Source organism: Dankookia sp. GCM10030260 (assembly GCF_042666655.1).
Lineage (GTDB): Bacteria > Pseudomonadota > Alphaproteobacteria > Acetobacterales > Acetobacteraceae > Paracraurococcus.
Window position 1 is genome coordinate 1 of record NZ_JBHTDE010000042.1, and the last position, 11,766, is coordinate 11,766.

The window sequence follows — 11,766 nt, forward strand, 5'->3', positions numbered from 1 at the left end:
CCAGAAGGCGACGCTACTTCAGCTGGCTGTCCTTGCTGCCTCGACGGTTTATGCCGAAACTAACAGGCCTGCGGTCACGCTCCGACTGACAAGGTACGCAGGTCCGAACGCCTCGGATCGCCAGCCGCCGCGCTTGCGGAATTTCCTCGCCGCACTCATCGCAATGCGTCTGGCTCACGCCCACCGGCATCGACGCCCTCGCTCGAAGGACGCCGTCCATGACCGTGTCGTCAATCTGATCTTGCACGGCGCCTTCTGGCGCCCAGCCCGTCGCCATGTCCCGTTATTCCTCTCGGTTTGACCCCACCAGAAATGGGGTTGAGGGCGTCACGGCCAAAGTGGTCCTGGCCTGAAAACTGGCGCTCTCGCCGGACGAATGCCCAGGGCCAAGACCGGTGCTGTCGACCGCCCGGCAATGGAGTCTTGCAGCGCGAAGCTCGGCCCCAAGCGACGTCAGAGCGACCCAGAACCACCGGCAGCCAGATCGGCTACACTGCAGCGGTTGAGCGGATCGGATGGCGCCATGGCGGTCTTCTTCACCAGCGACACCCACTTCGGCCATGCCGGGGCACGGGGCCTATATCGCCGGCCATTCGCATCAGTGGCAGAGATGCACGCGGCCATGCTGGACCGCTGGAATTCGACCGTGGGCCCCAAGGACGAGGTCTGGCACCTCGGCGATTTCGCTATCGGTGTGCCCGAGACCGAGATGGCCGAACTGCTCAGCCGGCTGCACGGCCGCAAGCACCTCATCACCGGCAACAACGATTCTGCGGCGACACTGAGCCTCGCCGGCTGGTCGAGCGTCCGACCCTATGCCGAGATCGAACTCGACGGTTTCGGCCTCGTGCTCTGCCACTATCCCTTCCGCAGTTGGCGCAATATGAGCCGCGGCTGGCGCAACCTGCATGGCCACAGCCATGGCCGTCTGGCGCCCCTGCTTCGGCAGACCGACGTCGGCGTCGATGCCTGGGATTTCCGGCCGGTGACGCTGGCACAGATCACCGCTGCGAAGCGACCCCGCCCGAGGGCAATGTGATCCTCATGAAGCCAAGTCGCCTATTCAGACGCCGGCTCGCCGAAAAGATGCAGGACCAGTTCGCGCTGGTGCGGTTTGGCCCGATGCTCCCACAGGTAGATGCCCTGCCACGTCCCCAACACCGGCAGGCCCTCGGCGACAGGGATCGACAGCTGAGTCTGCGTCAGCGCAGCCCGAATATGGGCGGGCATATCGTCCGGCCCCTCCTCCGCATGCCGGTAGCGGCCGGCGCCATCATCCGGCACTAGGCGCGCCAGAAATGTCTCCAGGTCGGCCCGCACATCCGGTGACGCGTTCTCCTGCACCAGCAGCGAAGCCGAGGTGTGCCGGCACCAGATAGTGAGCAAGCCGGTGACGATCCCCTGCTGCCTCACCCAGCCGCAAACCTGATCGGGAATAGCCATGAGCCCTCGCCCGTGCGTCACGATCTCGATTCGATGCAGGCGTTGTTCCACACCACTTCCTCCCCAATCAGCCGGCTTCAGCCTCTCTCGTCACAGTCATCGGCGCTCGCGGAAGCAGGCGAGATCGACACCCGCCGGCGCGTACCAGCCGCCGGCGCGATAGCGGGCACCGAGTTGAAGCGCTGCTTCCTTGCTGCCGAATGGAATGCGCAGCGGTGTATCGCCGCTGGCGGTCTCTGGGGACGGAAGCTCCGCCGCGCCCATGCTGGGTCGCGTCGATCGTGGTTTCCCGGTGCTGGCTTTCCGCTTCCGGGCGGTTGCCGCACGGCCAGGCATGGTGCGCTTGTCGCCTAGCTCCGAAGCAGCCTTCACTGCCGGCGCATCGGCAACAGTTTGGCTAGGCGGCCGTCTGTTCTCCACGGTCCTCAGAACGGGCGACGGTCGCCCGCTTCCGGCGTCAGCCTGTGGCTTTGCTCCGTACTCCTTGGGCGCGTACTGGTTGAGGAAGGCCCGGCAGGCGGCGCCGGAGGTGGTGTAGCCCCGCGGGGACTTGAGCCCCTTCCGCCGGGCAAGGCTATCCACAAAGCCCTTCATCGCCGGCGTCGGCGGCCGATCCGGACCCGCTTCCCTGACGACACCGCCCAGTAGCCTGGCGTCCACGTCGCCTGCGCCCTTCTGCAACCGGCCAATGATCCTGCTGGCCTGGGCGCAAACTGCGTCGATCGCACCGATCATTTCCTGCTGCCCGACCAACACCTCGTCGAGCAGGCGCTCCATCTGCGCGGTCACGCCGGGGTCGACAAGTGCTGGGTCGGCCTTCTCCAGCACGGCGAACAACTCCAAGCCGCGTTCGGTGGGGACTATGTGCTTGCCCTCGGCAGTCAGGAAATCCTGTGCCTTTAGCCCGCGGATAATCTCGGCCCGGGTCGCCGGCGTATCGATGCCCTTGGCCTCATGCAGCCGCTCCTGCAGCGCCTCGTCAGCGACAAAGCGCCAGGCATTCTGCATCGCCTCGATCAGCGTGCCCTCGTTGTAACGCGACGGCGGCCGCGTCTCCTTGTCCTCGACCGTGGCATCGCGCAGCGTGGTTGTCTCGCCATGCCGCAGGGCGGGCAGCAGCTGCGCCTCTTCGCCCTTCTCCTCGGCCGGCTGCCACTCCGGGAAGGCCGACCGCCAGCCGAGCTCGATCGGTTGCCGCCCCGCGGCACGGAACAGGTAGCCCCGAACATCCAGCGTGGCGGTGGTCTGCCGGTAGCGGAAATCGGGCATCATCGCCGCCAGGTAGGACCGGGCGATGGCGTCGAACAGCTGACGTTCGTCGCCCATGAGCCGCGGCCAGACCTCGCGCAGCGTATCCACCGTGTTGACGTTGGGGATGACGGCGTGGTGGCTCGCCCCGGCGAGGCCCTTGTCGTGGAAATGCCCGCCGGCGCCGCGGCGAATGACCGGCGGCTCGGGCACCAGGATCTCGCTGAAGGTCCGCCCAACTCGCAGTCCGGCAACGATCCGCGACGCATCCGGGATCAGGCTTTCCAGCAGGTAGCGGGTCTCGGCGCGAGGATAGGTGATGACCTTCTTGCCCTGGCCGTCATAGAGCTCCCGCGCCACCTCCAGCGTGCGCGCCGCCGACCAGCCGAAGCGCGAGCCGCACAGCTTCTGCAGCGAGGGCAGATCATGCAGCCGGGGCGGCCCCTGCCGCTTGTCCTCGACCCGCACCGCGAGCGGCCCGGCGAAGCCCTCAGCGGCCGCGGCGATCGCCTCGGCCTCCTCGCGCCTCAGGATCCACTTCTTGGGCGCATGCCGCATCCGGAGCTGCCCGGCTTCGGCCTGAGCGGTCGCCACGACCTCGAAATAGGGCTGCGGGACGAAGTTGCGGATCTCCAGCTCGCGCTTGCAGACGATGGCCAGTGTCGGGGTCTTTACCCGACCAACGCCGATGACGCTTCGCCCGTCGCGGGCCAGCGTCACCGTTGCCGTGCAGGTCAGCGAGAGGTTGTAGATCTGGTCGGCCTGCCGCCGCGCGACGGCGGCAGCGTAGAGGCGGGCGAACTCCGCATTGGGCTTGGTCCGAGCGAAGGCCTCGCGGATGGTCTGCGGGTCCTGAGCGGTGAAGATCACCCGCATCACGGTGCCACGGTAGCCGTAGTGCTCCAAGATCTCCTGGCCGATCAGCTGGCCCTCGCGATCGCAATCGGTGGCGAGCCAGACGCGCTTGGCCTTTCGCAACGCGTCACGGATCGCTTTGAGCTTTGGCGCCTTATTGCCACCCGCGGCGGGCTTGGTGCCATAGAGGCCGTCCGGCCGCAGCAGGACCGCAGCCCAGCGTTTCCAGTCGGCTGAAACTTCCTTGGGCTCGACGAGATCGAAGAGGTGACCTGACCTGACCCCCTAGGAGTGGTCCGCCGGTGGAGTAGTCCGGCGGCTGCGTTGGGAGACGGGCATGGCACGGGGTAAGACGCACACGCCGGAGGAGATCGTCGCCAAGTTGCGGCAGGTTGAAGTGCTGGTGGGTCAGGGCAAGTCAGTGGCTGAAGCGGTGCGAGCGATCGGGGTGACGGAGCCGACGTACTACCGCTGGTAGAAGCAGCAAGTTTACTCAAGTGCACTCAATCCGGCTCATAGACGGCTACGTGCTGTTGGAAGGCCCGCGAAAGTTCCGGGCGACAACACAGAACTTCAGCCCGGCGATCCTAGAGCTGGATGCCGCGATGCGCGCTGGTCGGCTCCGACACGACGGCAATCCGGTGCTGGAGTGGTGTGTGGGCAACGTGGTCGGCAAGCCGGACAGGCGGGGCAACCTCTATCCGACGAAGCAGCGGCCGGAGCAGAAGATCGATGCCGAGGTTGCGCTCATGATGGCGGTCGGCCGCGTAATGGCGGCCGACGATGGGCAGGCAGACCTTATGGAGTTTCTGCGCAATCCGGTCTTCGGCTGACGAGTAGCGCGAAGCCTGACAGAGCCTGTCAGGCGCGGCGCAGGTTCCACATGAAGGCAGCGCCGCCCTCGACCATTCCGGTGAGATAGCGACGATAGGCGGTGCGGATCTGGAACTGGCCGCAATGGATGAATGGCACCGTCTCGAAGGCACGCTGCTGGATGGCGTCGGCGACCTCAGCGCGGGCGGCATCGTTGGCAGCGGTAGTCCAGTGGGCGGTGAGCACCTCGATTTGTTCGTCGCCAAACCAGCCGGCCCAGCCCTTGCTGCCGAGGCCACGCATGGGGAAGTGCTCGACTGGAGAGCCGAGGATCGAGGAGGCTGCCCAAGTGTGGAAGATCGACCAGCCGCCCTTGTCAGTTGCCTCGCGGTTGGCGCGGCGGGCGACCAGCGTGGACCAGTCCATGGCGGCGAACTCGACATTCATGCCCAGGCGCTTCAGCAGATCAGCCGTGACTTCGCCCATCGGGTGAATGGTGGGAACATCGGCGGGACTGAGCACCACGACTTTGGTACCATCATAGCCGGCGGCCTTGAGCGCCGCGCGGGCGCTGGAAAGGTCGGACGGCATCTGCCGCAGCGCCGTATCAGCGCCGTACGGAGTGCCGCAGGGAAACATCGACCGGCAGTTAGAGTAGGAGGAGGGATCGCCGCCGGTGAGGGCCTGCATGTAGTCCTGCTGGTTGACGGCGAGCAGGACGGCACGGCGGATGGCTTGGTTGTTGAACGGAGCCTGGAGGTGGTTGAAGCGCAGGATGCCGTTGAAGCCGGTGGGATTGGCGTTGCCGATGCGGATCCCAGGATGGGCGCGCAGGCTGGGCACCAGGTCGGGCTGGACCTGTTCGTACCAGTCGATCTGACCGGAACGCAGGGCGGCGGCAGCGGTCGCCTGTTCCGGCAAGGCCTGCCATTCCAGCCGCTCGAAATGGGCGATCTTGGCGCCAGAGGTCCAGTCGGCCGGGCCGGAGGCGGGGATGTAGTCCTTGTTGCGAACATAGACGGCGAGCTGACCAGGGACAAACTCCTCCTTAACGAAGCGGTAGGGGCCGCTGCCGGTGGCGTCGGTGACCTGGGTGAATGGGTCGGTTCTGGCGATATGCTCCGGGATGATGAAGGGGACCGAGGCGCTGCCGCGGGCGATCGCCTCCAGGAAGATGGGGATGGGCTGGGTCAGCTTGATGCGTAAGGTACGATCGTCGGCAACACCCCAGTCGTCGACGAACTTCGCAACGGTCTGGCCGAAGGTTTCCCGGCCGGCCCAGCGCTTCAGGCTCTGGATCGCGTCCTGGGCGCGCACTGGTTCACCATTGTGGAATTTCAGGCCTTCACGCAGCTTGATGATGTAGGTGCGGCCATCGTTCTCGACGATGTGGCCCTCGGCCATTTGCGGGGTGATCTCGCGCTTGCCGGTGAAGCCGAAGAGCGTGTCATAGGCCGCGTAGCCGTGGTTCGTGGTGACCAGTGATGTGTTGAAGACAGTGTCGACCGAAGACAGCGCGGTCAGGGGTGCGACGCGCAAGGTCCGCTCGCGCGCGGATTGAGCGAAGACGGCGGGTGAGCCGAGGCTTGCGGTGCTGCCCAACACAGCTGCGGTACGCAGGACATCGCGTCGTTTCATGGATCACGCTCCCCCAATTTCTTTGGCGTCAGACGCGCCACTGGCAAGGATGTGACGAAGCGGTCTCGCACGACAAGGCCAATCGACTGGACGGGCGGGATTGCCGGGACGGTCTGCTTGCTTCCAGGATTCCCAGTCGGGGTGAGCGTTACGTCGGCATCGAGCGCGTGCTCGAGGGAGCGACGGTATTCGCGTTGAGTGCTCTCAGCCAGACAGCGATGCGCACCTCGAGGATGAGCCACATCATCGGCGTGTGTGAGCTTGCAGTGCCTTCTTGGCCTCCCGCCATGAGATCGCTGAATGCGGATCGTCACGATTGACGCGGCGCCGATCCTCAGAGAGAGCTTGTCTTCATTGGTCACACGGTTCGGCACACTATGCACTCGGTAGAGCTATTTAAACTGGTCGTCGGCATGTTCCTGGCGGTCCTGGTCCTGCAATACGTGGCCCTCCGCTTGCGGCTTCCACCGGCGGTCGCCCTTCTGCTGGGTGGCGGCGCGCTGGCCTTCGTTCCGGGCCTGCCGACCGTCGAGCTGGACCCGGAACTGGTGCTGGTCATCTTCCTGCCGCCGCTCCTGATGGATGGCGCCTGGTTCACGGCACTGGCCCCGTTCCGCCGCCATCTCGGCGGCATCACTTCGCTCGCAGTCGGCGCAGTGCTGTTCACGGCAGCCGTCGTCGCCATGGCTGCAAAGCTGATCCTGCCGGAGCTTCCCTGGGCGGCCTGCGTCGCCTTGGGCGCCATTGTCTCACCGCCCGATGCCGTGTCGGCCAGGGCGGTCCTGCAACGCGTCAAGCTGCCGCGCCGGCTCGGCACCCTGCTGGAAGGCGAAAGCCTCATCAACGACGCGACCGGGCTCGTGCTGTTCCGCTTCGCGGTGGCGACCGCGGCCACCGGCACATTCAGCCTCGGCGAGGCGGTCGGCAGCTTCGCCATTCTGGTCGGCGGCGGCGTCGCGGTCGGCGGCGCGATCGGCGCGGCCTGGGTCCTGCTGCTCCGCCGGCTTGGCGACGACCAGCTGATGATCGCCGCCTCCGTGCTGGTATGCTGGGCAAGCTATCTCGCCGGCGAGACACTGCACGCGTCGGGCGTCATCGCAACGGTGACGGCGGGACTGGTCTGCGGCTGGTACCAGCACGTCATCCTGACGGCGAGCGTTCGAATCCGCGCGTTGTCATTCTGGCAGGTGATGATCTCCCTGCTCGAGGCAGCCGTATTCATCCTGATCGGCCTGTCGCTGCGGGGCGTAATCGACCGTGTCGGCGGGTTCGGCGTCGTCATGGCGGACATGGCCTGGTCGGTCGCGGCGATCATCGCGGCCGTGACGCTCGCCCGCTTCGCCTGGATCTTCGGCTCGGACGCCGTCCTGGCCTTGCTAAGCCGGGCTGGCTGGCGAGGGGCGGAGCCACTCGGCCCGAGGGCCGCCTGCGTGATGAGCTGGGCGGGCATGCGCGGCGTGGTGACGCTCGCAGTGGCATTGAGCCTGCCCGAGACCATGCCGGGGCGCGACCTGATGCTGGTGACGGCCTTCGCCGTCATCTTGCTGACGGTGCTCGTGCAGGGCATGACGCTCGGTCTCGTCATACGCTTCGCCGGGCTGCGGGAGGACGAGCGCAGCAGGCCGTCGCTCGACCTCTTCGCCGCAGAGGTCGCCATGCTCAAGGCCCAGTTCGCCGCGGTCGAGCGGATGGCCTATGCCGCCGACGGTTCGCTGCTCCATCCGCGCCTGCTCGACAGCTATCGGCGGCGGGCGATGCTCTCGGCGGACTTCCTCGGCAGCCCGGAGGAACGCGCCCACAGCATCGCATCCCACTACGATGTCATCCTGGGCGCGGTCGCGGCCGGGCGCGCCGAGCTCGTCCGCCTGCACCGGGCGCAGCAGATCGACGACGAGACGCTGCACGACCTGGAGCGTGACCTCGACCTCGAGGAGCTCATTGCCATTGCCGCGAAGGGCTGATCCATGTCCGTAGGATTAGGCGGCCGTTCGCTGCCGGACCAGTCCGCCGGAAGCTCCGTACGGCGCCCATTCTTGGTCAATGCCGACGGCAACGCGCTCGACTGCGGATGTGAGAAGGGGAAATCACCATGGCGCTGCTGATCTACGGGCTTGATACGGACGAGATCGGCACAGGGCAGAGCTGGCGCGATACGCTCGCTGAGCTGCTGCCACACCTTGAGGTCCGCGTCTTCCCCGATGTCGGAGAGACGTCAGAGATCACCTATCTCGCCTTCATGCGGCCCGACTTTGACGCCATCCCGCCACTGCCCAATCTCCGGGCAATGTTCAGCCGCTCCGCCGGGGTCGAGTCCTTCATCAATCACCCCAAATTGCCGAAGGCGCCGCTCGGCAAAATCGAGCCTGCGGGCGGCGACCCGATGATGACCGAGTATGTTGTCATGCACGTGCTCCGCCTTCATCGCGAGATACCTCGCTACCAGGAGGCGCAGGCCAAACGCGAATGGCTGCGCCGACCCATTGTCCGACCCGATCAGCGCCGCATCGGTTTTCTCGGCCTCGGGCTGATGGCCAAGGCGCCGGCGCTGGTGCTGAAGTCGCTCGGCTTCCCAGTGTCGGCGTGGACGCGAAATCCAAGGTCGGAGACGGAAATTCCGGTCTTCCACGGCCCGGACCAGCTGCAGCCATTCCTGCACCAAACCGACATTGCGGTGTGCCTGCTGCCGCTGACGCGCGAAACCGAGGGCATCCTGTGTGCCCGCACATTCGCTATGATGCCGAGGGGCGGAATGGTGATCAACATCGGTCGCGGCAGGCACGTTGTCGGTGCCGACCTGATCGCCGCGCTCGATTCGGGCCAGCTCTCTTATGCCGCACTCGATGCGCTGTATCCCGAGCCGTTACCACCCGAGAGCCTGTTGTGGACGCACCCAAGGGTGACCGTGATGCCCCACGTCGCGCGGCGGCCTACCGTGCGGCAGCTCGTGGCCGAGATCGCCGCGAATATCAGGAGCCTGGAGGCTGGCGGTGGCCTCCTGCAGGAGATCGACAAGACGCTAGGGTACTGACTGTGGCGGCGGGTTGGGCCGCCGCTCGTACAACTACCCGCGATACCGCCGTGTGCGTTCAAGTTCCGCCCCCCCGGACGATGCCGGCATACTGTGTTCGGTCAGCGCTCGCACGATCACCACCTCAGCGGGATGATCCGCAGCGAGGGCCTGGACGGGGGGCGCCCAGCCCGCGACCATGTGCCCGCCAACCAAGGGAGACCGCCGGCATGACGGCCAACAAGGACGAAATCTTCGCTGGACTGCGCAAGATCGACACACCGACCATCACCAACGTCGTGGCGACCTATCCAAAGAACCCGCTCTGCCTCGGGCTGTACAATCCGTGGACCGAGAATTGGTACACCGACACCTCGATCCGCTGCATCTATCCGGAGATGGGACCGATCATCGGTCACGCCGTCACCTGCGTCTACGGCCTGCCAGATCCCAACTATAGCGGCCGGCTCAGCTTCATGGACGTGATCGACGCGCTTGATGCCATGCCGAAGCCAACCATTCTGGTCATCCAGCAGAAATGGCCAACGGAGCTGATGGCGAAGGCTGGGCTCGCTGGCGAGATCATGGTCACCTCCATGATGTCGGTCGGCTGCATCGGCATGCTCTCGAACGGGCCCTCCCGCGATGTCGATGCGATCCGTAAGCTCGGCTTCCAGTTGCTGCTCGGCGGCGTCACGGCCGGACATGGCGAGATGGCGGTGCAGGCGGTTAACGTGCCGGTCTCGGTCGGCGGCATGGATGTCGCGCCGGGCGAGTTGATCCACATGGATGAGAACGGCGCGGTGAAGTTTCCCGCCGACCGCGCCACCCAGGTTCTGGAAAACTCCGAGAAGATGTTGGTCGGCGAGGCCGAGCACTTGGCGCGGTTGCGTGCCGCGAAGACAGCGGCGGAGGTGCGGGCGGCTGGTGGGGCCTATTTGGCCAAGCCGAAGGCTTGACGCCACGCAGCGGGGTGAGGCCATCGCGCCGCGCTCTGGGCTAGGCGGCGGTTTTGGGAGGCATGGGCACTGTGGCAGGCGGGCCGGAGCGGACGGAGCGCAGGGTTGGCTGCCCTTTGCTGTTGCTGGAGTGTGACGGACAGTTCTAGGGCGCAGATAAGTGATTCACCATCCAAGCCGCAGGATGTCGGATCGGGCGACAAGGCCGGCAAACCGGCTGCAAAGGGGAAGGGTACGCAATGCCGAAGAACATGATCTGCCTGTGGTACGACAAGGATGCCGAGGCCGCCGCCCGCTTTTACGCTGAGATCTTCCCCGACACCGTGGTGGGTGCCGTCCATCGCGCTCCCAGCGACTACCCTTCCGGCAAAGCGGGCGACGTGCTGACGGTGGAATTCACAGCCGTGGGCATTCCCTGCCTCGGCCTGAATGGAGGGCCCGCGTTCCAGCACAACGAAGCCTTCTCGTTCCAGATCGCAACCGACGACCAGGGGGAGACCGACCGCTACTGGAACGCCATCGTCGGCAATGGCGGGCAGGAGAGTGCGTGCGGCTGGTGCAAGGATCGGTGGGGCATTTCCTGGCAGATCACGCCACGCGTGCTGACCGAGGCAATTGCGGCCGGCGGCGACGAGGCGAAGCGCGCGTTTCAGGCCATGATGACCATGAAGAAGATCGACGTCGCTGCAATTGAGGCCGCGCGGCGCGGCTGACGCTCTATCTCGTCCTCTGCGGCCCAACTTCTGCCAGGCTGTCCACTCACCGCTTGCCTAGGCAGTTCGACAGATGCGGTCAGGGTGCCGTCCGCGCCAACACCCGCGCCACGGTCGTGTGGGTCCAGGCGGCCCCGCCCCTCGGCGTTGGTACCCCACGCGCGGTCAACATCCGCGCGATCGCGGCTTGGCCGATGACGCCCTCCGCCTGCAGCCGCTCCACCTCCACCTCCACCTCCACCTCCACCTCCACCTCCACCTCCAGCGCCAGCCGGTATGCCGCCCGCTCCGCCGCGACACGCCGCGCCTCGGCCGCTGCCACGGCGCTCGGGCCCTCAGCCGGCCGGTAGCCCCGGTCGCCGCCCAACGCCGCCCCTCGCGCCTTGGCCGCGGCCAACGCCGCCCTGGTCCGCTCGCTGTTCAGCTCCCGCTTATTCTGCGCCATCGCGGCGTAGATCCGCATCATCAGGTCGTCGGCGCCCGGCATGTCGGCCGCCCGGCTCTGGTAGCCCTCCTCCAGCAGGCCCGAGAGTGTGTGGGCACGCCGGGTGATGCGGTCGAGGCGGGCGGCCACGATCACCGCGCCGAGCTGTCGGCAGCGGACAAGCGCTGCCTGGAAGCCAGGCCGGTGGTCGTCCTTGCCGCTGGCCACGTCCTGGTGCTCGGCCACCAGCGTCCAGCGCTGCGCCTTTGGATGGGCCCGGACGCTGGCCTGCTGGGCCTCCAGCCCGAGGCCGCTGTGCCCCTGCTCGGCGGTGAAGACCCGGTAGAGCCCCACCGCCAGCCTGGCAGCGCCGTGCAGCGCCGGCCGCATCAGCCGGCCTCGGCCAGGCGGTAGACCGTGTAGTTGCCCTTGGCGCCCTCCTTGCCGGGGCCGATCTGGCGGGCCCGCTCGGCTGCCTCGACCGCGAGGCCCTGGCGCTTCTTCAGGCCGGCGAAGAAGCCCCGTACCGTATGGGCCTGCCGTACCCATCCGCAGAGGGCCGCCTACCGGGATTAGTCTGAACCTGCCTTCTGATCTTACGGGCGTTCTTTCGAGCGCCGTTAAGGGCAGCGGGTGGGGTGCGGGATGGAGATCATCACCGGCGTC

General features: G+C 66.5%; 11 protein-coding genes and 2 pseudogenes. 7 read left to right on the top strand and 6 right to left on the bottom strand.

The window, feature by feature from the left end:
- Window positions 1–13 precede the first annotated feature (13 nt).
- Window positions 14–277 carry a DksA/TraR family C4-type zinc finger protein gene (locus ACFQS7_RS30045; RefSeq protein WP_380070826.1) on the bottom strand — a complete coding sequence of 88 codons (264 nt, stop codon included), beginning with the start codon at window positions 275–277 and terminating at the stop codon, window positions 14–16.
- 246 nt (window positions 278–523) lie between these two features.
- Here ACFQS7_RS30045 and ACFQS7_RS30050 point away from each other — a divergent pair, with 246 nt between their 5' ends.
- Complete coding sequence (locus ACFQS7_RS30050) at window positions 524–1,039, top strand: metallophosphoesterase family protein (RefSeq protein WP_380070827.1); 516 nt, start codon at window positions 524–526, stop codon at window positions 1,037–1,039.
- Window positions 1,040–1,059: 20 nt separating this feature from the next.
- On the opposite strand, the gene ACFQS7_RS30055 is transcribed toward ACFQS7_RS30050, so the two are convergent.
- The 3 genes and pseudogenes from ACFQS7_RS30055 to ACFQS7_RS30065 all read right to left on the bottom strand — a co-directional run.
- Entirely contained in the window at window positions 1,060–1,494 is a 435-nt protein-coding gene (locus ACFQS7_RS30055) for a secondary thiamine-phosphate synthase enzyme YjbQ (protein WP_380070828.1), read from the bottom strand.
- Between the two features lie 45 nt (window positions 1,495–1,539).
- Window positions 1,540–3,567 (bottom strand): type IA DNA topoisomerase, encoded by a 2,028-nt coding sequence (locus ACFQS7_RS30060; RefSeq protein WP_380070836.1) that lies wholly within the window; start codon window positions 3,565–3,567, stop codon window positions 1,540–1,542.
- Between the two features lie 45 nt (window positions 3,568–3,612).
- Window positions 3,613–3,759 (bottom strand): annotated as a pseudogene (locus ACFQS7_RS30065) (toprim domain-containing protein); the annotation flags it as partial.
- A 124-nt stretch (window positions 3,760–3,883) separates the two neighbouring features.
- Here ACFQS7_RS30065 and ACFQS7_RS30070 point away from each other — a divergent pair.
- A pseudogene (locus tag ACFQS7_RS30070) lies at window positions 3,884–4,021 on the top strand (IS3 family transposase); the annotation flags it as partial.
- A gap of 52 nt (window positions 4,022–4,073) precedes the next feature.
- On the top strand, window positions 4,074–4,379 hold the full coding sequence (locus ACFQS7_RS30075; RefSeq protein WP_380070829.1) for a terminase TerL endonuclease subunit: 306 nt from the start codon (window positions 4,074–4,076) through the stop codon (window positions 4,377–4,379).
- 28 nt (window positions 4,380–4,407) lie between these two features.
- Here ACFQS7_RS30075 and ACFQS7_RS30080 read toward each other — a convergent pair whose 3' ends face one another.
- Entirely contained in the window at window positions 4,408–5,997 is a 1,590-nt protein-coding gene (locus ACFQS7_RS30080) for an ABC transporter substrate-binding protein (protein ID WP_380070830.1), read from the bottom strand.
- Between the two features lie 413 nt (window positions 5,998–6,410).
- Between ACFQS7_RS30080 and ACFQS7_RS30085 the strand changes: the two genes are divergently transcribed.
- The 4 genes from ACFQS7_RS30085 to ACFQS7_RS30100 all read left to right on the top strand — a co-directional run bounded on the left by ACFQS7_RS30085 (window position 6,411) and on the right by ACFQS7_RS30100 (window position 10,676).
- Window positions 6,411–7,958: a Na+/H+ antiporter gene (locus tag ACFQS7_RS30085; protein WP_380070831.1), complete on the top strand. Its 1,548-nt coding sequence runs from the start codon at window positions 6,411–6,413 to the stop codon at window positions 7,956–7,958.
- Window positions 7,959–8,086: 128 nt separating this feature from the next.
- Window positions 8,087–9,025, top strand: coding sequence for a 2-hydroxyacid dehydrogenase (locus ACFQS7_RS30090; protein ID WP_380070832.1), 939 nt, complete (start codon window positions 8,087–8,089; stop codon window positions 9,023–9,025).
- Between the two features lie 209 nt (window positions 9,026–9,234).
- On the top strand, window positions 9,235–9,963 hold the full coding sequence (locus tag ACFQS7_RS30095; RefSeq protein WP_380070833.1) for an RraA family protein: 729 nt from the start codon (window positions 9,235–9,237) through the stop codon (window positions 9,961–9,963).
- A 239-nt stretch (window positions 9,964–10,202) separates the two neighbouring features.
- Window positions 10,203–10,676: a VOC family protein gene (locus ACFQS7_RS30100; protein WP_380070834.1), complete on the top strand. Its 474-nt coding sequence runs from the start codon at window positions 10,203–10,205 to the stop codon at window positions 10,674–10,676.
- A gap of 79 nt (window positions 10,677–10,755) precedes the next feature.
- On the opposite strand, the gene ACFQS7_RS30105 is transcribed toward ACFQS7_RS30100, so the two are convergent.
- Window positions 10,756–11,490 (bottom strand): recombinase family protein, encoded by a 735-nt coding sequence (locus ACFQS7_RS30105; protein WP_380070835.1) that lies wholly within the window; start codon window positions 11,488–11,490, stop codon window positions 10,756–10,758.
- Window positions 11,491–11,766 lie beyond the last annotated feature (276 nt).